Annotated in this window: 23 protein-coding genes; 17 read left to right on the top strand and 6 right to left on the bottom strand. The window is 69.9% G+C overall.

Annotated features, from left to right (window positions below):
• Positions 1 to 13 precede the first annotated feature (13 nt).
• Positions 14 to 922, top strand: a complete 909-nt coding sequence (gene gluQRS, locus GGR04_RS00565; RefSeq protein ID WP_183196802.1) for a tRNA glutamyl-Q(34) synthetase GluQRS — start codon at positions 14 to 16, stop codon at positions 920 to 922.
• A gap of 9 nt (positions 923 to 931) precedes the next feature.
• On the opposite strand, the gene GGR04_RS00560 is transcribed toward gluQRS, so the two are convergent.
• A complete protein-coding gene (locus GGR04_RS00560) occupies positions 932 to 1891 on the bottom strand; it encodes an AEC family transporter (RefSeq protein ID WP_183196800.1) in 960 nt (319 codons plus the stop codon).
• Positions 1892 to 2064: 173 nt separating this feature from the next.
• Here GGR04_RS00560 and GGR04_RS00555 point away from each other — a divergent pair, with 173 nt between their 5' ends.
• From GGR04_RS00555 to GGR04_RS00525, 7 genes are all read left to right on the top strand, one after another.
• Complete coding sequence (locus GGR04_RS00555) at positions 2065 to 2955, top strand: DMT family transporter (RefSeq protein ID WP_183196798.1); 891 nt, start codon at positions 2065 to 2067, stop codon at positions 2953 to 2955.
• Between the two features lie 92 nt (positions 2956 to 3047).
• Positions 3048 to 3236: a twin transmembrane helix small protein gene (locus GGR04_RS00550; RefSeq protein WP_183196796.1), complete on the top strand. Its 189-nt coding sequence runs from the start codon at positions 3048 to 3050 to the stop codon at positions 3234 to 3236.
• 73 nt (positions 3237 to 3309) lie between these two features.
• Entirely contained in the window at positions 3310 to 3882 is a 573-nt protein-coding gene (locus tag GGR04_RS00545; RefSeq protein ID WP_183196794.1) for a cob(I)yrinic acid a,c-diamide adenosyltransferase, read from the top strand.
• A gap of 210 nt (positions 3883 to 4092) precedes the next feature.
• Positions 4093 to 4839, top strand: coding sequence for an electron transfer flavoprotein subunit beta/FixA family protein (locus GGR04_RS00540; protein WP_183196792.1), 747 nt, complete (start codon positions 4093 to 4095; stop codon positions 4837 to 4839).
• Positions 4840 to 4911: 72 nt separating this feature from the next.
• The gene (locus GGR04_RS00535) at positions 4912 to 5844 is read left to right on the top strand and encodes an electron transfer flavoprotein subunit alpha/FixB family protein (RefSeq protein WP_183196790.1); all 933 of its coding nucleotides are present in this window, start codon (positions 4912 to 4914) and stop codon (positions 5842 to 5844) included.
• A 41-nt stretch (positions 5845 to 5885) separates the two neighbouring features.
• Positions 5886 to 6764 carry a 3-hydroxybutyryl-CoA dehydrogenase gene (locus GGR04_RS00530; protein WP_183196788.1) on the top strand — a complete coding sequence of 293 codons (879 nt, stop codon included), beginning with the start codon at positions 5886 to 5888 and terminating at the stop codon, positions 6762 to 6764.
• Between the two features lie 65 nt (positions 6765 to 6829).
• Positions 6830 to 7045 (top strand): alkylphosphonate utilization protein, encoded by a 216-nt coding sequence (locus GGR04_RS00525; RefSeq protein WP_183196787.1) that lies wholly within the window; start codon positions 6830 to 6832, stop codon positions 7043 to 7045.
• Here GGR04_RS00525 and tlpA read toward each other — a convergent pair.
• Positions 7042 to 7719 carry a thiol:disulfide interchange protein TlpA gene (gene tlpA, locus GGR04_RS00520; protein WP_183196784.1) on the bottom strand — a complete coding sequence of 226 codons (678 nt, stop codon included), beginning with the start codon at positions 7717 to 7719 and terminating at the stop codon, positions 7042 to 7044. The two genes, GGR04_RS00525 and tlpA, sit on opposite strands and share 4 nt — an antisense overlap.
• Positions 7720 to 7763: 44 nt before the next feature.
• Here tlpA and argH point away from each other — a divergent pair, with 44 nt between their 5' ends.
• The 5 genes from argH (at position 7764) to tam (ending at position 14548) form a co-directional block, all read left to right on the top strand.
• Positions 7764 to 9140 carry an argininosuccinate lyase gene (argH, locus tag GGR04_RS00515; protein WP_183198948.1) on the top strand — a complete coding sequence of 459 codons (1377 nt, stop codon included), beginning with the start codon at positions 7764 to 7766 and terminating at the stop codon, positions 9138 to 9140.
• A gap of 88 nt (positions 9141 to 9228) precedes the next feature.
• Positions 9229 to 9486, top strand: a complete 258-nt coding sequence (locus GGR04_RS00510; RefSeq protein WP_183196782.1) for a hypothetical protein — start codon at positions 9229 to 9231, stop codon at positions 9484 to 9486.
• Between the two features lie 48 nt (positions 9487 to 9534).
• Complete coding sequence (gene lysA, locus GGR04_RS00505; protein WP_183196781.1) at positions 9535 to 10803, top strand: diaminopimelate decarboxylase; 1269 nt, start codon at positions 9535 to 9537, stop codon at positions 10801 to 10803.
• A 185-nt stretch (positions 10804 to 10988) separates the two neighbouring features.
• Positions 10989 to 13667, top strand: coding sequence for a TIGR02302 family protein (locus GGR04_RS00500; RefSeq protein WP_183196778.1), 2679 nt, complete (start codon positions 10989 to 10991; stop codon positions 13665 to 13667).
• A gap of 92 nt (positions 13668 to 13759) precedes the next feature.
• Positions 13760 to 14548 (top strand): trans-aconitate 2-methyltransferase, encoded by a 789-nt coding sequence (tam, locus tag GGR04_RS00495; RefSeq protein ID WP_183196776.1) that lies wholly within the window; start codon positions 13760 to 13762, stop codon positions 14546 to 14548.
• Positions 14549 to 14552: 4 nt separating this feature from the next.
• Here tam and GGR04_RS00490 read toward each other — a convergent pair whose 3' ends face one another.
• The 3 genes from GGR04_RS00490 to GGR04_RS00480 form a co-directional block, all read right to left on the bottom strand.
• Positions 14553 to 14960, bottom strand: a complete 408-nt coding sequence (locus tag GGR04_RS00490; RefSeq protein WP_183196775.1) for a response regulator — start codon at positions 14958 to 14960, stop codon at positions 14553 to 14555.
• 216 nt (positions 14961 to 15176) lie between these two features.
• Positions 15177 to 15710: a hypoxanthine phosphoribosyltransferase gene (hpt, locus tag GGR04_RS00485; protein WP_183196773.1), complete on the bottom strand. Its 534-nt coding sequence runs from the start codon at positions 15708 to 15710 to the stop codon at positions 15177 to 15179.
• Positions 15707 to 16087, bottom strand: a complete 381-nt coding sequence (locus GGR04_RS00480; RefSeq protein ID WP_183196770.1) for a hypothetical protein — start codon at positions 16085 to 16087, stop codon at positions 15707 to 15709. The genes hpt and GGR04_RS00480 overlap by 4 nt, the downstream gene beginning before the upstream one ends.
• Before the next feature lie 183 nt (positions 16088 to 16270).
• Here GGR04_RS00480 and ftsE point away from each other — a divergent pair, with 183 nt between their 5' ends.
• The 4 genes from ftsE to GGR04_RS00460 all read left to right on the top strand — a co-directional run bounded on the left by ftsE (position 16271) and on the right by GGR04_RS00460 (position 19555).
• A complete protein-coding gene (ftsE, locus tag GGR04_RS00475) occupies positions 16271 to 16930 on the top strand; it encodes a cell division ATP-binding protein FtsE (RefSeq protein ID WP_183196768.1) in 660 nt (219 codons plus the stop codon).
• Positions 16923 to 17891 (top strand): cell division protein FtsX, encoded by a 969-nt coding sequence (locus tag GGR04_RS00470; RefSeq protein ID WP_183196766.1) that lies wholly within the window; start codon positions 16923 to 16925, stop codon positions 17889 to 17891. The genes ftsE and GGR04_RS00470 overlap by 8 nt, the downstream gene beginning before the upstream one ends.
• 112 nt (positions 17892 to 18003) lie before the next feature.
• Positions 18004 to 18651 (top strand): YdcF family protein, encoded by a 648-nt coding sequence (locus GGR04_RS00465; protein ID WP_312857377.1) that lies wholly within the window; start codon positions 18004 to 18006, stop codon positions 18649 to 18651.
• 106 nt (positions 18652 to 18757) lie between these two features.
• Positions 18758 to 19555: a lysophospholipid acyltransferase family protein gene (locus tag GGR04_RS00460; protein WP_183196762.1), complete on the top strand. Its 798-nt coding sequence runs from the start codon at positions 18758 to 18760 to the stop codon at positions 19553 to 19555.
• Positions 19556 to 19623: 68 nt separating this feature from the next.
• Here the strand turns inward: GGR04_RS00460 and GGR04_RS00455 are convergent, their stop codons facing one another.
• Positions 19624 to 20136: a gamma-glutamylcyclotransferase gene (locus tag GGR04_RS00455; RefSeq protein ID WP_376769816.1), complete on the bottom strand. Its 513-nt coding sequence runs from the start codon at positions 20134 to 20136 to the stop codon at positions 19624 to 19626.
• Positions 20137 to 20170 lie beyond the last annotated feature (34 nt).

Below are 20170 nucleotides of genomic sequence, written 5' to 3'. Positions count from 1 at the left end.
CCGAAGGCGCATCGTGAGCGCGGCGTCGCCGGTCGCCGAGGAGCGACGCGTCTTTCGGTTCGCGCCAAGCCCGAACGGGCTGCTGCATCTCGGCCATGCCTATTCCGCCCTCCTCAACCACGACCTCGCTCGCGCGGCGGGCGGCGCGTTCCTGCTGCGGCTCGAGGATATCGACCGCGCCCGCTGCACGCCCGCCTTCGAACGGCGCATCCTCGACGATCTCCAATGGCTCGGCCTCGGCTGGGACGCCGCGCCGCGCCGCCAGCACGAGCATTTCGACGATTACGCCACGGCGCTCGACGCGCTGCAGGGCGAGGGCCTCGTCTATCCCGGCTTCATGACGCGAGGCGAGACCCGCGCCTTCGCGAGCGCCTTCGAGGAGCGCGAGGGCCTGCCCTGGCCGCGCGACCCCGACGGGGCGCCGCTCTATCCCGCGCTCGACCGCGATCTCGGCGAGGCCGAGCGCCGCGGGCGCATCGCGGCGGGCGAGCCCTTCGCCTGGCGGCTCGACATGGGCGCCGCGCTCGAACGGTTGTCCGCTGAGCTCGCCTTCGAGGAAAGCGGCGGCGGCGGGCGCGAGGCGGTGAGGGCCGATCCCGCGCTCTGGGGCGACGTGGTGCTGGCACGCTTCGACACGCCGACGAGCTATCATCTCGCGGTGAGCGTGGACGACGCTCTGCAAGGCGTCACCGACGTCGTGCGCGGGCGCGACCTGCTGCCGTCCACCTCGGTGCACCGCCTGCTGCAGGCGCTGCTTGGCCTTCCCGTTCCCCGCTATCATCACCATGATCTGATCCTCGGCGGCGACGGGCGCAAGCTCTCCAAGAGCCGGGGCGACGCCGCGGTGCGCACGCTCGGCGAGGCCGGGCTGACACCGGAGGACATTCGCCGCATGGTGGGGCTCGGCCTCGCCCCTCGGTGAACCGCCCCTTCAGTGAACGAGCGCGATCCATGCCGTCAGCGTCGCCGCCGAGACGACGGTCGAGACCACGATCACGGCGGCCGCGAGGCTCTCGCCCGTCTTGAAGTAGGTCGCGAAGAGATAGGCGTTGACGCCCACCGGGCAGGCGGCGGCGGTGACGGCGACCGCCAGCCAGAGCGGCGGCAGCAGTGCCGCGCCGACGCCGAGCACGATGAGCGGCTGCACCACCAGCGCCAGCGCGGTGACGAGCGATGGCACGAGAAGCGCGCCGCGGATGCGATAGCGCGGCAGCGACATGCCGAGCGCGAAGAGCGCCAGCGGCCCCGCCGTTCCCGCCAGCAGCCGGATCACCTCGCCATGCGGCCCTTCGAGCGGCAGGCCGGTGAAGCGCCAAGCGAAACCGAGCACGAGGCCGATGACGAGCGCGTTGCGCGAGAGGTTGCGAACCACCTGGCGAAGCGTTCGCTTGATCGAGGGCTCGGCTGCGCTCTCGCTTCCGCTCTGGGCGGCGTCGCGCGCGGCGGCGCGTTCGAGCAGCAGCGTCGAGGCCGTCATCATCGTCGGCAGGTGGATGGCGACGATGAGCGCGAGCACGTCCAGCCCCTCGCGACCGTAGGCGCGCTCCACCACGGGAATGCCGACGAAGATGAGGTTGGAGAAGCTGGCGGAAACGCCGGCGATGACGGCGCCGCGCCGGTCTGCACCGAGCAGGCGGCGCGCCAGCACCATGCCGGCCGCATAGACGGGCACGACGCCCGCGAAATAGGATAGCCACAGCGAGACCGGGGCGACCTCGCCGAAATCGGCGGTGGCGACGGTGCGAAACATCAGCGTCGGCACGGCGACGAGGAACACGAAGCCGGACAGCGCGTCGCCCGTGGTAGCCGGCAGCAGCTTCAGCTTGGCGGTGAGGGTGCCGAGCGCGATGAGGATGAAGATCGGCGCGATGATCGGCAGGACGAGGGACATGGCGCCGGCCTCCGTTGGATGATAGGCCCCGCTTAACGTCTTCTGGCCGCGCTGGCGACCCGCTGTCGGATGCCATGACGAGGGCCCGCCTGCACGATGCATCGGGTGTCTCGGCCGCTTCGGGCATGGTTTCCGCCGGCAGGTCGAACGTGTCCTTCGTTCGGAAACCCGCCATGTCCCGGCTGCTGCCGCTGTTTCCCGCGTTCTTCGTGCTGCTCTGGTCCACCGGGTTCGTTGGCGCCCGCTATGCGATGCCGCATGCCGAGCCCTTCACCTTCCTGTCGCTGCGCTATGCGCTGGCGCTCGCCATCCTACTGCCGGTGGCGCTCTGGGCGGCCCGAACGCACCGCGCCGGCCTGCCGGCGCTCGCCCACGCCGCGTTTGCGGGCAGCCTCATCCACGCCGCCTATCTCGGCGGCGTCTTCTTCGCAGTGCGCCACGGCCTGCCCGCCGGCATCGCGGCGCTCGTGGCCGGCCTCCAGCCGCTGATCACCGCCGTGATCGCGCACGGCCTTCTCAGTGAGCGTCTCGAACGTCGGCACTGGATCGGGCTCGCCGTGGGCCTCGGCGGCGTCGCGCTCGTGGTGGCGCCCAAGCTCGGCACCGGCGCCGCCTTCGGGCCGGCGACCCTCGTGCCGGCGGTCGTCGCGGTGATCGCCATCTCGCTCGGCACCGTCTGGCAGAAGCGCTTCGTCGGCACGGTGGACCTGCGCATCGGCACCGCCGCGCAATATGCCGGCGCCCTGCTGCCGACGCTGATGGCGGCCTTCTTCTTCGAGACCCGCGCGATCGACTGGACACCGCAATTCGTGCTCGCCCTCGTCTGGCTCACCCTGGCGCTGTCGATCGGCGCGGTGTTCCTGCTGCTCGTCCTCATTCGCCGGGGCGCGGTGTCGCGCGTCGCCTCGCTCATGTATCTCGTGCCGGGCGTCACGGCGGTGATGGGCTTCGTGCTTTTCGGCGAGACGCTGCAGCCCGTGCAGATCCTCGGCATGGCGCTCGCCGCCGGCGGCGTCGCGGTGGCCACCGGCGCGCTCGGGCGGCGCGCCCCGCGCGGGACGTGAGGTCGCAGCCCGCCGGGTCGCGCAGTCCGCGCTTCACGACTATATGAGGCACGGGGCGACGAGTCCTGCCGTCCGCAACCGAAGGCCGCCCGATGTCCACGCTTTTCACGATCCTTGCCATTGCCTTCATGATCGCGGTGGCCGTCGTCCTGGTGATGGGCCTGCGCAACATGATGGTGGGCGGCCCCGGCAACACCTCGCAGAAACTGATGCGGGCGCGCGTGATGCTGCAGGCCATCGCCGTGGCGGTGATCGTCGGCGCGATCTACTTCTCGCGCTGAGCACCGCCCTCCGCATCCCTTTCGGCGCGCGCTGCCCTAGCTCCCCCACGGATCGAGACGACGGGGAAAGTTCATGGTTCGGCTGACGAAGATCTACACGCGCACCGGCGACGCCGGCACCACGGGGCTCGGCAGCGGCGAGCGCCGGCTGAAGTCGGACCTGCGCGTCGAGAGCTACGGCACGGTGGACGAGTTGAACTCCGTCCTCGGCGTCGCGCGGCTCCACGCCGACCCCGCGACCGACGCCCTGCTCTCGCGCATCCAGAACGACCTCTTCGACCTCGGCGCGGACCTAGCGACGCCCGAGACCGACAAGCCGCTGCCCTATGAGCGCCTCGCCATCGTGCAGTCGCAGGTGGACTGGCTGGAGGCCGAGATCGACCGGCTGAACGCCGATCTGCAACCGCTCAACTCCTTCGTGCTGCCGGCCGGCACCCCGCTTTCGGCGCATCTCCACGCCGCGCGCACCGTGGCGCGCCGCGCCGAGCGGCTGATGGTGGATCTGGCGCGCCGCGACGGCGAGCACGTGTCGGAGCCGGCGCTGCGCTACGTCAACCGCCTGTCGGACCTTCTGTTCGTGGCCGCGCGCCACGCCAACGACGGCGGGCGCGCCGACGTGCTCTGGGTGCCCGGCAAGAACCGCTGACGGCGTTCGGCGAGGAGCGAGGCCTGTGTCGAGCGACTTCGTGACCCTCGGCCGCAGTTGACGTTAACGTCAATGTCGAACTAATGGATTGGACGTAAGACACGCGTGTTTCGACCGGTGCTTGAACCGGCGCTGGCACGTCCATATGAACGGGATCGGCCGGATGCTTCGTCCGGCGAATCGACGCCTCGCCTTCGGAAGGAGAATCCCATGAAGATCCTGGTCTGCGTGAAGCGGGTTGTGGACTACAATGTGAAGATCCGGGTGAAGGCCGACGGCAGCGGCGTCGATCTCGCCAACGTCAAGATGAGCATGAACCCGTTCGACGAGATCGCGGTGGAAGAGGCGATCCGCCTGAAGGAGAAGGGCGGCGCGAGCGAGATCGTGGCCGTGTCGATCGGCCCGGCGCAGGCCGCCGACACGATCCGCACGGCGCTGGCGATGGGCGCGGACCGCGGCATCCTCGTGAAGGTCGAGGGCGTGGTGGAGCCGCTGGCGGTGGCCAAGATCCTCAAGGGCGTGGTCGAGGCCGAGTCGCCCGATCTCGTGATCCTCGGCAAGCAGGCGATCGACGACGACGCCAACCAGACCGGCCAGATGCTCGCCGGGTTGCTCGGCTGGTCGCAGGGCACCTTCGCCTCGAAGCTGGAACTCGGCGATGGCCGGGCGAGCGTGACCCGCGAGGTCGATGGTGGGCTGCAGACCGTGGATCTGAAGCTTCCGGCGATCGTCACCACGGATCTTCGCCTCAACGAGCCGCGCTACGCCTCGCTGCCCAACATCATGAAGGCCAAGAAGAAGCCGCTCGACGAGAAGAGCGCCGCCGATTTCGGTGTCGACACGAGCCCGCGCCTCGAAGTGCTGAAGACCGCGGAGCCGAAGGGCCGCGAGGCCGGCATTCGCGTCAATTCCGTGGACGAGCTCGTCTCCGCGCTCAAGGGCGCCGGCCTCGTCTGAGGCTTTCACTGTCGTAGACGGCGCGCCGGAAGCGCGCCGCATTGGACATTCTTCTTCGTGAGGACGACCGGCATGACGACGCTTCTGATCGCAGACCACGACAACGCCACGCTCTCGGGCGAGACCGCCAAGGCCCTCACCGCCGCGCTCGCGCTCGGCGGCGACGTCCATGTCCTGGTGGCGGGCGAGGGGGCCGGCGCCGTGGCCGAAGCCGCCGCCAAGCTCGCCGGCGTCGCCAAGGTCCGCCTCGCGCAATCGCCCGAGCTCGCCCATCGCCTGGCCGAGCCGACCGCCGCGCTCGTCCTGTCGCTCGCCGGTGACTACGACGCGATCGTCGGGCCTTCGACGGCGATGGTGAAGAACCTTCTGCCGCGCGTCGCCGCGCTGCTCGACGTGATGCAGGTCTCCGACGTCACCGCGGTGATCGCGCCCGACACGTTCGAGCGCCCGATCTATGCCGGAAACGCCGTGCAGACCGTGCGCTCGGCCGATAAGGTGAAGGTGCTGACGATCCGCACCGCCGCCTTCGCCGCTGCGGCAGAAGGCGGTTCGGCGCCGGTGGAACCGGTGGCGGCGGGGGCGGGCGATCCCGGCCTGTCGCGCTTTGCCGGCGAGGAGGTGGCCCATTCCGAGCGGCCCGACCTGTCGGGCGCCAAGATCGTCGTCTCCGGCGGGCGTGCGCTCGGCTCGAAGGAGAAGTTCGAGGAGGTGATGCTGCCGCTCGCCGACAAGCTCGGCGCCGCGGTCGGCGCGAGCCGCGCGGCGGTGGACGCGGGCTACGCGCCGAACGACTGGCAGGTGGGCCAGACCGGCAAGGTCGTGGCGCCCGACCTCTACGTCGCCGTCGGCATTTCCGGCGCGATCCAGCATCTCGCCGGCATGAAGAATTCCAAGGTCATCGTCGCCATCAACAAGGATGCCGACGCGCCGATCCTGCAGGTCGCCGACTATTCTCTGGTGGGCGACCTTTTCACCATCCTGCCCGAGTTGACGGGTAAGCTCTGAAACGTTTGCCCAAAGCGGGCGCCAACCGACGGAGAGCCTCAATGGTCGAGATCCGAACCGTCGGTGTGGTGGGCGCCGGGCAGATGGGCGGCGGCATCGCCCATGTCGCCGCGCTCGCGGGCTACGAGGTGGCGCTCTACGACGTCAGCCTCGAGCTGGCGACGAAGGGCATCGCGAAGATCGCCGCCAATCTCGAGCGGCAGGTCGCAGGCGACAAGATCTCCGCATCAGACCGCGACGCCGCGCTCGCACGACTGAAACCGGCCGATGGCGTCGGCGCGCTCGCCTCGGTGGATCTCGTGATCGAGGCCGCCACCGAGAAGGAGGAGGTCAAGCGCCGCATCTTCCAGCAGATCTGCCCGATCCTGAAGCCCGACGCGATCCTCGCCTCCAACACGTCCTCGATCTCCATCACGCGCCTTGCCAGCGGCACCGACCGGCCCGAGCGCTTCCTCGGCATTCACTTCATGAACCCCGTGCCGGTGATGAAGCTCGTCGAGCTGGTGCGCGGCATCGCCACCGACGACGCCGTGTTCGAGGCGTCCAAGGCCTTCGCGCTGAGACTCGGCAAGACGCTGACGGTGTCGGAGGACTTTCCCGGCTTCATCGTCAACCGGGTGCTGATGCCGATGATCAACGAGGCGATCTACACGCTGCACGAAGGCGTCGGCACGATCGAGAGCATCGACACCTCGATGAAGCTCGGCGCCAACCATCCGATGGGGCCGTTCCAGCTTGCCGACTTCATCGGCCTCGACACCTGCCTTTCGATCATGCAGGTGCTGCATGACGGGCTCGCCGATTCCAAGTACCGCCCGTGTCCGCTGCTGGTGAAATATGTCGAGGCCGGTTGGCTCGGCCGCAAGGCCGGCCGCGGCTTCTACGATTATCGCGGCGAGACGCCCGTCCCCACCCGCTGAGGCGCGACAGGGGCGGGACGATCTGCTAGGCGCCGTCATTCCCCAACGGACGGAACCGGCTTCCCATGGACGACACCCGCGACTCGAACGGCGCGATCCTCAACGACGGCGACAACGTCACCGTGATCAAGGATCTCAAGGTAAAGGGCACGTCGGTCACGCTGAAGCGCGGCACGCTGATCAAGGGCATCCGCCTCACCGGCGATCCCGATCTCGTCGAGTGCCGGGCGGAAAAGGTGAAGGATCTCGTCCTGCGCACCGAGTTCCTGAAGAAGGCCTAGGCGCCATCGCGTTTCAAGGCGTCGACCAGCGCCATCGCATCGGGGCTCGCCCAGTGCGCAGAGCCGTTCATCGCGGCGCGAGCGCAGCCGTCCTTGTCGATCATCAGCGTCACCGGCAGGCCAAAGGCGACGCCCTGGCCCTTCAGGTCGTTGAAGACGCCCATCGTCTCGTCGCGGTAGAAGGGCAGGGTCGCGAGACCCGTCTCGGCATAGAAGCCGCGCGGCTTGGCTTCGTCGCCCATGTCCACGTTGATCGGCACCACGGCGAAGCTCTCGTCGCCGGCCTCGCGCTCCAGCTGGTCGAGCGCCGGCATCTCGGCGCGGCAGGGGGCGCACCACGTCGCCCAGAGATTGACGAGCAGGGTCTGGCCCCTCAATGCCCCGAGGCTCGTCGGCCGGCCGTCGCCGTCCTTGAAGGCGATGGCCGAGACGTCGAAGGGTGTGTCGAGCGGGCGCATCGCCGCGACCTCGCCGGTAGCGGCTTGGTCGAGCGCTTGCGCGAGCGCGGCCTTGGCCGGGCAGGCGGCGCTTGCCGTCTCGTTGCCAGAGCGCGTTTCCATCACGTATACGCCGACGGCACCGGCGACGACGCCGCCGGCCAGCGCCAGTCCGACGATCCGCTTGCTTGCTCCGCGAGGGGCGGGCACGGCGGGCTTCGGGTTCGGGTCGGACATGACGGGAAAGGGCCTTCTTCGTGAGCGGCAAGACGAGCAACGAGATGTGGGGCGGCCGGTTCGCCTCCGGTCCCAGCGCGATCATGGAGGCGATCAACGCCTCGATCGGCTTCGACCAGCGCCTCTACCGCGAAGACATCGCCGGGTCGATCGCCCATTCGCGTATGCTGGCCGACCGCGGCATCATCTCGCAAGCGGACGCGGCGGAAATCGGGCGCGGGCTGGAGGCGATCCGCGCCGAGATCGAGGCCGGCACCTTCGCCTTCTCGCGCGAGCGCGAGGACATCCACATGAATGTCGAGGCGCGGCTCGCCGAGCTGATCGGGCCCGCCGCCGGGCGCCTGCACACGGCGCGTTCGCGCAACGACCAGGTGGCCGTGGACTTCCGGCTCTACGTGAAGGCCGCCTGCCGCGATCTCGACGCCGCGCTGAAAGCGCTGATCGAGGCGCTGCTGGCGCGTGCCGAGGAGCATGCCGCCACCGTGATGCCGGGCTTCACGCATCTGCAGGCGGCGCAGCCCGTGACCTTCGGCCATCACTGTCTCGCCTATGTGGAGATGGCGGCGCGCGACCGCGGCCGGGCGCAGGACGCGATGCGCCGCATGGACGAATCGCCGCTCGGCGCCGCCGCGCTGGCGGGCACCGGCTTTCCGATCGACCGGCACGCGACGGCCGAGGCGCTCGGCTTTCGCGAGCCGACGCGCAATTCGCTGGATTCGGTGTCGGACCGCGACTACGCGCTGGAGTTCCTGGCGGCCGCCTCGATCACGGTGACGCATCTCTCGCGCCTTGCCGAGGAGATCGTGATCTGGTCGACGCCGCAATTCGACTTCGTGCGCCTCTCCGACGCCTTCTCCACCGGCTCCTCGATCATGCCGCAGAAGAAGAACCCGGACGCCGCCGAGCTGGTGCGCGCCAAGACCGGCCGCATCAACGGCTCGCTGGTGGCGCTGCTGACGATCATGAAGGGCCTGCCGCTGTCCTATTCCAAGGACATGCAGGAGGACAAGGAACAGGTGTTCGACGCCGTGGACAGCCTGGCGCTGGCGCTCGCGGCGATGACGGGCATGATCAGCGACCTTCAGGTGAACGCGGCGAAGATGCGCGCCGCCGCCGGCGCCGGCTTCTCCACCGCCACGGATCTCGCCGACTGGCTGGTGCGCGAGCTCGGCCTGCCCTTCCGCGAGGCCCATCACGTGACCGGCCGCGCCGTGGCGATGGCCGAGGCGCGCAAGGTGCCGCTGGAGGATCTGCCGCTCGCCGACCTCCAGACGCTGGATAACCGGATCGGCGAGGAGATCTATTCGGTGCTCTCGGTCGACGCCTCGGTGGCGAGCCGCACCTCGTTCGGCGGCACGGCGCCGGAGAACGTTCGGGCGCAGGTGCGCTTCTGGCGGGAACGACTGGCGGCGGAGGGATGATTTCGCTGCGGGAAGCCGCTATGACGGGACGAAGGATTCGAGGCGACACCGCGCAGGTGGTGGGCCTCGCGAGTGCGGGACGGATGGCATGAACGGACGTGGACTCACCCTGGCGCTCGGCCTCGCCTGCCTTCTGGCGGCGAGCGGCTGCGGGCGCAAGTCCGTTCCCGTCTATCCGCGCGCCGCGGGCCAGCCGCCCGCCGCCGTGGTGCCCGAGCCGAACGGCACCGCCCGGCTGCCGAAGGCGACGCCGCTCGCCTCCAGCCTCTCGGTGGCGCCGACGGAAATCACCGCCAACCCGAACGGGCCGAAGAAACGCTTCTTCCTCGACGGCCTCCTGAACTGACCTGCTGGCTGCGGCCAGTTCTCCCGCTCTTCGAAGAAGCACTCTCCCATGAACCATTTCGAGTATCATGACGGCATTCTCCACGCCGAGGGCGTGGACCTGCGCGAGATCGCCGCCGCCGTCGGCACGCCCTTCTACTGCTATTCCACGGCCACCTTGGAGCGGCACTACCGGGTGTTCGCCGAGGCCTTCGCCGACATCGACGCGGTGGTCTGCTATGCGATGAAGGCCAATTCCAACCAAGCGGTGTTGAAGACCCTCGCCGCGCTCGGCGCCGGGGCAGACGTCGTTTCGGGCGGCGAGCTTGCGCGCGCGCTCGCCGCCGGCATCGCACCCGAGAAGATCATGTTCTCGGGCGTCGGCAAGACGGCCGCCGAGATCGACGCCGGGCTCGCCGCCGGCATCTTCTGCTTTAACGTCGAATCTCAGCCCGAACTGCATCTGGTCTCGGCGCGTGCGGCTGCGATGGGCAAGACGGCGCATGTCTCGTTCCGCATCAATCCGGACGTCGACGCCAAGACTCACGCCAAGATCTCCACCGGCAAGAAGTCCGATAAGTTCGGCATCGCCTTCGAGCGGGCCGAGGCGATCTACGATCTCGCGGCCACTCTGCCGGGCATCGCGGTCTCCGGCATCGACATGCATATCGGCTCGCAGATCACCGAGCTCGAACCCTTCGACCTCGCCTTCGCCAAGCTCGCCCAACTGGTGGAGCGTCTGCGCGCCCGCGGTCATGCGATCACTCATATCGATCTCGGCGGCGGGCTCGGCGTGCCCTATCGCGCCTCCAACGAGCTGCCCCCCGGTCCCCCCGCGTATGCGGAGACGGTGAAGCGTCACGTGCGCTCGCTCGGCGCCAAGGTGATCTTCGAGCCCGGCCGGCTGATCGCGGCCAATGCCGGCGTCCTCGTGACCTCGGTGATCTACGTGAAGGAGGAGGCGGGCCGGCGCTTCGTGATTGCCGACGCCGCGATGAACGACCTCATCCGCCCGACGCTCTACGAGGCCTGGCACGAGATCCGGCCGGTGGTGGAGCCCGATCCGCATGCCGACTACGTCGTTGCCGATCTGGTGGGGCCGGTCTGCGAGAGCGGCGACTATCTCGCCAAGGAGCGCTCGATGCCGGCGGCCGCGGCGGGCGATCTCCTCGCCGTCGCCTCGGCCGGAGCCTACGGCGCGGTGCAAGCCGGCACCTACAACACGCGGGCCCTCGTGCCCGAGGTGATGGTGAAGGGCGATCGGTTCGCGGTGGTGCGCCCGCGCGTCGAGGTGGCCGATCTCATCGCTCTCGACCGCCTGCCGCCCTGGCTGGACTGAGCGGCGAGGCCCCTGCGGCTTTCACGCCTGCGTCAACGCCTCGCCTTCGCCATGAAAGCTGGTAAGCTTCAAGGGTAGGGGCGGCTTCGCGCCGCGTCGCCGCGGCCGCAGCCAGCGCTCCTATCCCTCTCGCGCCCGGCCCGCTCCACGAGGGCGGCGGCCGCGCCGGCACGGATATCGGCAGAATGGCACCCAACCGCCCGAACCCACCGACCGCCGGACGTGCCGGGTCGCGCCGCGTGCGCCTTGCCGCCGCCGGCGCGATCGTGGTGGAGCGGATCTGGCCGACCATGCTCGGCCTCGCGCTCGTCGCGGCGCTGTTCTTCGTGCTGTCCTGGTTCGGCGTCTTCGCGGCGCTGCCTTCGATCGGCCGTCTGGTGTTGCTCGCCGTGCTCGTCGTCGGCGTGCTCGCGGTGCTCTGGCTCGGCCGCGGCGTCCGGCTGCCGCGCTCCGGCGAGATCGTCGATCGCATCGAGCGCGCGAGCCAGCTCGAACACCAGCCGCTGCGCGCGCAGGACGACCGCGCCGCGGGCGCCGACCCCTTCGCACTCGCCCTCTGGCACGAGCACCAGCAGCGCATGGCCCGGCAGCTCGGCCGGCTCACCGGCGGCGCGCCGCGCACCCGCACCTATGCGATCGACCCTTGGGGCCTGCGCGCGCTCGTCGCCATGCTCTTCGTCACCGCCTTCGCCTATTCCTTCGGCCCCGGCGGCGGACGCGTCGCGGATGCGCTGACGCCGGTCGCCGACGCGCTGCCGGTGGGCGTGCGCGTCGATGCCTGGGCGACGCCGCCCGGCTACACCGGCCGCCCGCCGATCTTCCTCACCGACGCGGCCGGCGGCCCGGTGCCGGGCGGGCGGCTCGAAGTGCCGGAGGGCACGGTGCTCTCGCTGCGCGTCTCGGACCGGCGCGGCGCCTCGGTTCGCTTCACGCCGGAGGGCGGCGTCGTCGCCGAGGTCGCGCCGGTCGATCCGGGCGCGGCCAATGCCGCGACTACGACGCCGATCGCCGCCGATCCCGCCGCCGTCGAACCCGAGGGCCCCATACCCGGCGCCTATGAATTGAAGCTCGCGGCCGGCGGGACGCTCGCCGTCGACACGCGCTTCCGCACGCTCGAGGGCTGGACCTTCGCGGTGATCCCCGACGAGGCGCCGACGATCGCCTTCGACGGCACGCCGGCGCCGGGCCGCAACGGTGCGCTCGATCTCGCCTACCGGGTGAGCGACGACTACGGCGTGGCCGCCGGCGAGGGCCGGCTGGCGATCCGCGAGCCGCAGGCGCCGGGTGCGCGCCCGCTGGTGGCACCGCCCGAAATCAACCTGTCGATGCCCCGCCGCACGAAGGGCGAGGCGAAGGGGCGCACGAGCCTCGCGCTCGCCGAGAGCCCCTATGCCGGCGCCAAGGTCGCGCTAAGCCTGAGCGCGCGCGACGACGCGGGCCAGGTGGCCGAGACGCCGCCGCTGGAACTGACGCTGCCCGAGCGCCGCTTCGTCGATCCGCTCGCCCGCGCGGTGGTGGAGCAGCGCCGCATCCTGGCGCTCGATGCCAACGCCGCGCCCCGCGTCGTCGACATGCTCGACGCCGTGACGCTGCGCGGCGACGAGTTCATCCGCAACCCGTCGGACTATCTGGCGCTGCGCGCCGCGCGCGAGCGCATCTCGGGTGCTCGCGACGACGAGACGCTCGTCAGCGCCGTGGATTTCCTCTGGCAGATCGCCCTCGGCATCGAGGACGGCGACCTGTCGGTGTCGGAGAAGCGGCTTCGCGACGCGCAGGAGAACCTCTCGCAGGCGCTGGAGAACGGCGCCACCGACGAGGAGATCGCCAAGCTGATGCAGGAACTGCGCGCGGCCATGCAGGAATACATGCAGGCCATGGCGGAGGCGATGCGCAACATGCCGCCGCAGTCGCAGTCACAGATGAGCGAAATGCAGGAGATCCGCCCGCAGGATCTCGACCGCATGCTCGACAAGATCGAGGATCTCGCGCGGTCCGGCTCCAAGGACGCCGCCAAGCAGCTTCTCTCCGAGCTGCGCGACATGATGGAGAGCCTGCAAGCGATGCGTCCCGGCCAGCAGCAGCAGGGACAGGGGCAGCAGAGCCCGCAGCAGCAGCAGATGAACCAGCTCGGCGAGATGCTGCAGCGCCAGCAGAAGCTGATGGACGAGACCTTCGAGATGGGCCGCCAGGAGATGCGCCGGCAGATGGAGGCCGAGCGCGGCATGGACGGCACCGACGGGCAGGAGGGCGAGCCGCAGCAGGGTCAACAGGGGCAGGACGGCGAGCCGGGGCAGCAGGCGCCGATGACGGCCGAGCAGCTGCAGGCGATGAAGGAGCGGCTGCAGGCCGAGCAGGGCCAGCTCCAGAAGGATCTGCAGGCACTGCAGGAGGCGATGCAGGGGCAGGGCATGAAGCCGAGCGAGGATCTCGGGCAGGCCGGCCAGTCCATGGGCCGGGCCGAGGGTGCCTTGGGACAGGGGCAGAGCGAAGGGGCCGTGGGCGAGCAGGGCCAGGCGATGGAGGCGCTTCGGCGCGGCGCGCGCGACGCCATGCAGCAGATGCAGGCGATGCAGGGGCAGGGCCAGCAACCGGGGCAGGGCCAGGGTCAGCAGCCCGGCCAGCAACCCGGACAGGGGCAGCTCGGCGAGGGCTACGGCCCCGGGCAGCAGCGCTCGGGCCGCGATCCGCTCGGGCGCGAGCGCCAGACGCAGGGGCCGGATTTCGGGCAGGACGTCGGCGTGCCCGACGAGATCGACATCCAGCGCGCCCGGCGCATCCTCGACCAGATCCGCGACCGGCTGGGTCACCAGCTTTCGCCGCAGCAGGAGCGCGACTATCTGGAGCGTCTGCTGCGGACGCCCTGACGCCCGCCCCCGGCTGTTGCGAGGAGAGACGGGCGCGCCTAAGAGCGAACGGGTCGGGTGCAGGCCGCACCCGCCCGCAGGGAAGGCTCTCCATGGCAGACTGGAATCCGTCGCTCTACCGGCGCTTCGAGGAGGAGCGCACCCGCCCGGCGCGCGATCTCGCCGAGCGCTGCGCCTTTCCCGATCGCGACCCGGCGTCGCTGCGCATCGCCGATCTCGGCTGCGGTCCCGGCAACTCGACGGAGCTTCTCGCCGAGCGCTTTCCAGGTGCCGACATCACCGGCTTCGACATGTCGGAGGCTATGCTCGCGGCTGCGCGCGAGCGGCTGCCGCAATGTCGCTTCGCCCCAGCCGACATCGGCGCCTTCAAGCCGGATCGGCCCTTCGATCTCATCTATTCGAACGCTTCGCTGCAATGGGTTCTCGGCCACGAGCGGCTGATCCCTGCGCTGATGCGGCACGTCGCGCCGGGCGGGCTTTTCGCCGCGCAGGTTCCCGACAATCTGGCCGAGGAGGCGCAACTCGCGATGCGCGAGATCGCGGCCGAGCCGGAGTTTCGCGACCATGCTCACCCCGATGGCGAGCGCCGCGAGACGCTCGGATCGCGCGAGGACTATTACGACTGGCTGGTGAAGGCGGGGGCAGTGGAGGTCGATGTCTGGACCACCGTCTACAACCATCCGATGGCGGATGCCGCGGCGATCACCCAATGGTTCTCATCCACCGGGCTGAAGCCCTTCGTCGATCCGCTGCCGGCCGAGCTGAAGCCGCGCTTCCTCGATCGCTACACGGCGGAGATCGACCGGCGCTACCCCGAGCGCGCGGACGGGCGGCGGCTTCTGCCGTTCCCCCGTCTCTTCCTCGTGGCCCGCAAGGCGTGAGGGATCAGGCGTAGCGTCGCATGAGGAGCACGTCGTCGTCGCATTGCGGTGCGCGCAGCGCCTCGGCGACACGCGAGCGGATCTCGGCGACCGTGAAGGGCTTGTCGACCACGCCGATGATGATGGCGGAGAGATCGTCGGCCGCCTCGCGCTGCTCGGCATAGCCGGTCATCAGGAGGATCGGCAGGTCGGGAAAGGCGCGGCTCGTGGCGTGCGCCAGTTCGATGCCGGTGAAGGCGGGCATGCGGATGTCCGAGAGAAGAAGGTCGAACGCGCCATTGCGCTCGGCGAGGATGTCGAGCGCCATCTCGCCGTCGTCTGCCATGGTCACCTCGTGGCCTTCGAGGCGCAGGGCGCGGGTCACGAGAAGGCGAATGCCGGCATCGTCTTCCGCGATCAAAATTCGGGCCATGATGGCTGACTCCCGGCACATGCCGGCAAAGGCCGGCCTGGACCCGCGCAACAGCCGGTCCGTCGGCACGGATTATGGGGGCCCATCCTTGTGCGAACCCTTACGAAACGCGGATAATTTGAGGTAAACGCTTCTCGCTTGCGCGAAGCTGATCTGGAGCCCCATCGCCCGGACGTGAAAGCCGACCCGGCTTTCACGGGAAATGCTCCAGCGGCCTCAGACGACCCGCCCGACGAAGGGCAGTTCGCGGAAGGCGTGGGCGACGTCCATGCCGTAGCCGACCACGAAATGGTCGGGGCAATCGAAGCCGACATAGTCCGCCTCGATCTCGGCGACGCGGCGCATGCGCTTGTCGAGGAGGACCGCGATCTCCGCTCCGGTGGCGCCCCGCGAGAGCATGAGATCGCGCGCGAAGCGCAGCGTGCGGCCCGATTCCAATATATCGTCGACGATCAGCACCTTGCGTCCGGCGATCTCGCCCTCGACGTCGCGCACGATGCGCACGTCGCCGCCCACCGTGCCCGAGCCGTAGGAGGAGAGCGAGATGAACTCGACCTCCGGCGCGAGGCCCACCCGGTGCATCGCGCGGATGAGGTCGGCGGTGAAGACGAAGGAGCCCTTGAGGACGCCGACCACGAGAATGTTCTCGGGCTTGCGCGCGGCGATCTCGCCGGCGAGCCGCTCGATCTCGCGGGCGATGTCGGCCTCGGTGAACAGGGGCTCGATGGTCTTGCCGCGCACGCGAATCATCGCGCGGAGCCGATCGTGGATGCAGGCGGGGCGGTGGCAGGCAAGGTGTCGGTCATGCCCGAGGGAAACACCACGAGCGCGAGAACCGCAAGGCCAGCGAGCGCGGCCCCCGTCTGCAGCGACAGCGCCGTCCACAGCCACGGATGGCGCGGCGTGCGCGGACGCGGCGGCGGGCGGCGGTTGGAGTTGGCGGCTTCCAGCCGTGCCGCCCAGCGCGGCTCGGTGGCCGGCGCCGGATCGGCGAAGGGTGCACGGCTCGATGCGGCGCCCGGCCGGCGCGAAATGAGTGTCGCGTGGCCCTCGATGATCGGCGCAAGGTCGGCGCGCCAATCGTCGCGGCGGCGGCGCGCTGCGGGCGAAAAATTGGGGTTGGACATGCATCCGCCTCCGGGCTGCTGTTGGGGTCCGAAGTCAGGAAGGGTTAAGGTCGCATGGTTAACCAAAGCTGACCTTGGAACGGGTCGGAAGACGGAGCGCCGGCTTGCCGCTCGCGGCCGGCTTTGCATGGGGCGCATGGCGCCGGGAGCGTTCGGCCTCGTGCCGGGGAAGGGGACGGCGGATTGATCCGGTTCGAGAATGTGGGTCTTCGCTACGACATGGGACCGGAGGTCCTGCGCGATCTCACGTTCGAGATCCGCTCGCGCTCGTTCCAGTTTCTCACCGGCCCCTCGGGCGCCGGCAAGACCAGCCTGCTGCGCATGCTCTTTCTCGCGCTGCGCCCGACGCGCGGCGTCATCACCGTGCTCGGCCAGGACGCCGCGACGCTGAAGCGAACCGACCTGCCGGCGATCCGGCGGCGCATCGGCGTCGTGTTCCAGGATTTCCGGCTGCTCGACCATCTCACGACCTACGAGAACGTCGCGCTGCCGCTGCGCGTGCGCGGCAAGGAGGAGGCGAGCTACCGCCAGGACGTGGTCGATCTCATCAAGTGGGTGGGCCTCGGCGAGCGCATGGACGCCTCGCCCGTGGTGCTCTCGGGCGGCGAGAAGCAGCGCGCCGCGATCGCCCGCGCGCTGATCGACCAGCCCGACATCCTCCTCGCCGACGAGCCGACCGGCAACGTCGATCCGCCCTTGGCGCGTCGCCTGCTGCGCCTGTTCATGGAGCTCAACCGCACCGGCACGGCGGTGGTGATCGCCACGCACGATCTCTCGCTGATGGATCAGGTCGAGGCCCGCCGCCTCATCCTCGCGGAGGGGCGGCTGGAAATCTATGACTGACCGCGGCCTCACCCTTCCCTCGCTCATGACACGCAAGCGGCGCGTGCGCCCGACCTCGATCGTGCCGCCCGGCAACGTCGCGGGCCGCGCGCTGCTGACGGTGATCGCCATCATGACCTTCCTCGCCAGCCTGACGGTGGGCGCGGTGACGCTGGTGTCGGACACCGCCGCCACGTGGCAGTCGCAGATCTCGCGCGAGATCACCGTGCAGGTGCGGCCCGACGACGGGCTCGACATGGCCGGCGCGCTGCGCTCGGTGCAGATGCTGGCGCTGGCGACGCCCGGCGTCCTTTCGGCCGACATCCTGGACGACGCGGCGACGGGCCGGCTTCTCGAGCCGTGGCTCGGCGAGGGCCTCGACCTCGACGAGCTGCCGGTGCCCCGCCTCGTGATCATCGCGATCGACGAGGACGCGCCGCCGGACTTCGCGACGCTCGGCAACAGCGTGCGCGCCGCCGTGCCGCAAGCGAGCCTCGACGATCACCGCGCCTGGGTGTCGCGCCTCGTTTCCATGGCCCGCGCCACCGTGCTCATCGGTATCGCCATCCTCTCCCTCGTGATGATCGCCACCGTCCTGACCGTCGTCTTCGCCACGCGCGGCGCGATGACGGGCAACCGCCACATCATCGAGGTGCTGCATTTCGTCGGGGCGCGGTCTTCCTTCATCGCCGCCGAGTTCCAGCGCCACTTCCTCAAGCTCGGCCTCGTCGGCGCGGTCGCGGGCGGGGCCTGCGCACTTCTCGTCTTCCTTCTCGTCGGCTACTGGACGCGCGCCAACCAGGCGACGCCGGAAGCCGACCAGATCAACGCGCTGTTCGGCTCCTTCGCCATCGGCTGGACCGGCTATGGCGGCGTGGTGGTTCTCGTGGTCGCGATCGGCATTCTCACCGCCGTGACCTCGCGCATCACCGTGACGAAACAGCTCGCGGCGATCGACATGCTTTCGCCGGTGGAGCGATGAACAAACTCTTCCCACCGATCGTTGGTCCCTGATGCGACACGAGCAAGGTTTCGAACCCCGAACGGCGAGAAACGAACCGCGCCGCCCGGCATCGGCCCGGCCAGCGAAGCGCGTGCGTGGCCGGCGCCGGCGCGCTCTTCTCGTTCTCGCGCTCTTCGTCGGCTTCGCCGGCACGGCCTATCTCGCCGGTGGCTTCATTCGCTTCGCGCGAGACGTCGCGGCGCTCGCCGTGCCGCCGGCCGGGGGGCAGGCCGACGGCATCGTGGTGCTGACGGGCGGCGAGCAGCGGCTGACACGGGGCATCGAGCTCTTGCGCGAGGGGCGGGGGCGGCGTCTTCTCGTGTCGGGCGTCAACCGCGAGACGAGCGCGGCGGCGCTCGCGCGCACCACCGGCACGGACCGCGCGCTCTTCGACTGCTGCGTCGATCTCGACTACGAGGCGCTCAACACGATCGGCAACGCCGAGATGACGACGCGCTGGGCGCGGGAGCACGGCTTCTCGCGCCTCCTTCTCGTCACCTCCGACTATCATGTCCCGCGTTCGCTGCTCGAGATCGCCGGCGTTCCCGGCGCGCCCGAGATCGTCGCCTATCCGGTGTCGCCCGACAAGCTCTGGCGCCGCGACGGCTGGCCGAGCCGGCTCGGGCTGCGCCTCCTCGCCACCGAATACGCCAAGGTGCTGGCGGTGAAGGCGCGGCTGGCGCTCAACCTCGCCGAGGCCGGCCACCTCGTCCACCGCGTCGCCGGGCGGCAATCCTGACGCTCGCACCACCGTCGGCGCATGCCCGCCCCATCCTTCAAATTCGCGGGGAATGCCTCTATGAGGAGGCACGCCGCGCGAGCGGAGCCTTCAAGACCCAGGCCGAATGACCCTGCTTCGATCGATCGCCTTCCAGTTCCTGTTCTACGCGAACCTGTCCGGGCAGATGATCCTCTATCTGCCGGTCTTCTTCTTCCTGCCCGAACCCGCGCGTTGGTGGGTGGTGAAGAGCTGGTCGCGCTCCAGCCTCTGGCTGCTGCACCATGTCGCCGGCACGCGCTCGGTGCTCACCGGTCAGGAGCGCATTCCCGCAGGACCGGCGATCGTCGCCGCCAAGCACCAATCCTTCTGGGAGGTGATCTCGATCCTGCCGCATCTGGAGAAGCCGACCTTCATCCTCAAGAAGGAGCTGATGCGCATTCCCGTCTTCGGCTGGTACGCCTACGGCCTCGGCATGATTCCGGTCGACCGCAAGCGACGCGGCGCGGTGCTGCCCTCGCTGCTGGCCGCCGCGCGTGTGGCCGTGACGCGGGGGCGCCAGATCATCATCTTCCCCGAGGGCACGCGCGCCCCGCCCGGCGCCGTTCCCAACTATCGTCCCGGCATCCACTTCCTCTATGCCGAGCTCGGTCTGCCGGTGGTGCCGGTGGCGTTGAACTCCGGGCTGTACTGGCCGCGCCAGGCGGTGCGGCGCGAGCCCGGCACGATCCGCGCCGAGTTTCTGGAGCTGATCCCGCCCGGACTGAAGCGCATGCCCTTCATCGCGACGTTGCGCGAGCGGATCGAGACCCGGTCGCTCGACTTCCTGCGCGACGCCTTCACGGAGCGTCCCGATCTGCCGATGAGCCCCCTCGTGGCCGAGCGCCTCGCCGAAGCCGAGGCCGGCTTCTCTCGCGCGGTCTAGAGCATGTCCAGTGAAAGCCGAGTCGGCTTTCACGTCCGGACAATGCGGCAAACAAAGAGTTCGTCGCCTCAGAGCCGGGCGACCACCGCCGACAGCCAGGGATCGCGCAGACCCAGCGCCTCGATCTCGGTGAGCGCCGAGCGCACGTAGTCGACGTTGGGGCCGGACTGGCCGTGCGAGCGGGCCACGAGCGCCGCCGCCTCGTCGATGCCGAGCCGGCCGGCATATTGCGCGTGGCCGCGATCCACGACGTAGGCGAGCGCGCGCACTGGCCGCCCGTCGAGCAGCCGGACGGGCAAGGTGACCTCGCGATAGACGTTGGTCACCAGCTCGCGCGCGCGCAGATAGGCGACCGCCGCCTCGCGATCCTCTTCAGCCACGCGAAACGCCATGCCGACGCAGGAGCCGCCGCGATCGAGCCCGAACACGAGGCCGGGGCGCTCGGGCGTGCCGCGATGCACGTGCGAGTGGATGCAGAGCGAGCGGTGGAACCCGGCCAGCCGCGCCTTCGCCCGCTCTTGGAACGGGAAGCCCGGCCGCCAGATCAGCGAACCGTACCCGAAGACCCACAAATCGCCCACCATGCTTGCCATTCCCATCGGCGGCGCGTCATGA

It is taken from the genome of Aureimonas pseudogalii (assembly GCF_014196835.1).
GTDB lineage: Bacteria > Pseudomonadota > Alphaproteobacteria > Rhizobiales > Rhizobiaceae > Aureimonas > Aureimonas pseudogalii.
This window is presented reverse-complemented; position numbering and strand designations above follow the sequence as displayed.

Coding starts and splice junctions, on each gene's coding strand:
- GGR04_RS00555 (WP_183196798.1), top strand. CDS start 2,065: ATGTCCCGGCTGCTGCCGCTGTTTCCCGCGTTCTTCGTGCTGCTCTGG.
- argH (WP_183198948.1), top strand. CDS start 7,764: ATGTGGGGCGGCCGGTTCGCCTCCGGTCCCAGCGCGATCATGGAGGCG.
- GGR04_RS00480 (WP_183196770.1), bottom strand. CDS start 16,087: ATGTCCAACCCCAATTTTTCGCCCGCAGCGCGCCGCCGCCGCGACGAT.
- GGR04_RS00460 (WP_183196762.1), top strand. CDS start 18,758: ATGACCCTGCTTCGATCGATCGCCTTCCAGTTCCTGTTCTACGCGAAC.
- GGR04_RS00540 (WP_183196792.1), top strand. CDS start 4,093: ATGAAGATCCTGGTCTGCGTGAAGCGGGTTGTGGACTACAATGTGAAG.
- hpt (WP_183196773.1), bottom strand. CDS start 15,710: ATGATTCGCGTGCGCGGCAAGACCATCGAGCCCCTGTTCACCGAGGCC.
- tam (WP_183196776.1), top strand. CDS start 13,760: ATGGCAGACTGGAATCCGTCGCTCTACCGGCGCTTCGAGGAGGAGCGC.
- GGR04_RS00500 (WP_183196778.1), top strand. CDS start 10,989: ATGGCACCCAACCGCCCGAACCCACCGACCGCCGGACGTGCCGGGTCG.
- GGR04_RS00545 (WP_183196794.1), top strand. CDS start 3,310: ATGGTTCGGCTGACGAAGATCTACACGCGCACCGGCGACGCCGGCACC.
- GGR04_RS00525 (WP_183196787.1), top strand. CDS start 6,830: ATGGACGACACCCGCGACTCGAACGGCGCGATCCTCAACGACGGCGAC.
- tlpA (WP_183196784.1), bottom strand. CDS start 7,719: ATGTCCGACCCGAACCCGAAGCCCGCCGTGCCCGCCCCTCGCGGAGCA.
- GGR04_RS00535 (WP_183196790.1), top strand. CDS start 4,912: ATGACGACGCTTCTGATCGCAGACCACGACAACGCCACGCTCTCGGGC.
- GGR04_RS00530 (WP_183196788.1), top strand. CDS start 5,886: ATGGTCGAGATCCGAACCGTCGGTGTGGTGGGCGCCGGGCAGATGGGC.
- GGR04_RS00550 (WP_183196796.1), top strand. CDS start 3,048: ATGTCCACGCTTTTCACGATCCTTGCCATTGCCTTCATGATCGCGGTG.
- GGR04_RS00470 (WP_183196766.1), top strand. CDS start 16,923: ATGACTGACCGCGGCCTCACCCTTCCCTCGCTCATGACACGCAAGCGG.
- GGR04_RS00510 (WP_183196782.1), top strand. CDS start 9,229: ATGAACGGACGTGGACTCACCCTGGCGCTCGGCCTCGCCTGCCTTCTG.
- GGR04_RS00560 (WP_183196800.1), bottom strand. CDS start 1,891: ATGTCCCTCGTCCTGCCGATCATCGCGCCGATCTTCATCCTCATCGCG.
- GGR04_RS00490 (WP_183196775.1), bottom strand. CDS start 14,960: ATGGCCCGAATTTTGATCGCGGAAGACGATGCCGGCATTCGCCTTCTC.
- lysA (WP_183196781.1), top strand. CDS start 9,535: ATGAACCATTTCGAGTATCATGACGGCATTCTCCACGCCGAGGGCGTG.